Source organism: Intrasporangium chromatireducens Q5-1, from assembly GCF_000576575.1.
In the GTDB taxonomy this organism is placed as follows: Bacteria; Actinomycetota; Actinomycetes; order Actinomycetales; family Dermatophilaceae; genus Intrasporangium_A; species Intrasporangium_A chromatireducens.
This window is the reverse complement of the sequence record NZ_AWQS01000632.1, coordinates 1-324: the sequence shown is the minus strand read 5'-3', so window position 1 is coordinate 324 and position 324 is coordinate 1. Positions and strand designations below refer to the sequence as shown.

The 324-nt window shown below is 80.6% G+C and carries 1 protein-coding gene; it reads right to left on the bottom strand.

Translation table 11 applies throughout. From position 1 onward, the window contains the following. A partial coding sequence (locus N864_RS25405; protein WP_034723355.1) for a hypothetical protein occupies positions 1 to 324 on the bottom strand: 324 nt, incomplete at both ends.

Genomic DNA, 324 nt, shown 5'->3' with positions numbered 1-324 from the left:
GGGCAGGCCCGCGCGGGCCAGCCCGATCAAGGGGCGGCCCCGTCGGGTGGCACGCCGGGTGGCGCCACCCGTCCCGAGGGGCAGACCGGGGACGAGTCGGCGCGCGACCGTGCCCAGCAGCGCGCGCATGCCGATCGTGACCACCGGCCCGAGCAGGGCGACCAGTCCGGCCAGCACCGGGCACGTGAGCGGCGGGACGAGCGTCGTGAGGGCCGGCCGCAGGGCGAGGACCGCCGTGAGGGTGCGACCGACCGGCGTGGTGGGCGCGGGGACCGGCGCGATGACGGTGCCCAGGACCGCCGCGAGGGCGGCGCGGACCGCCGC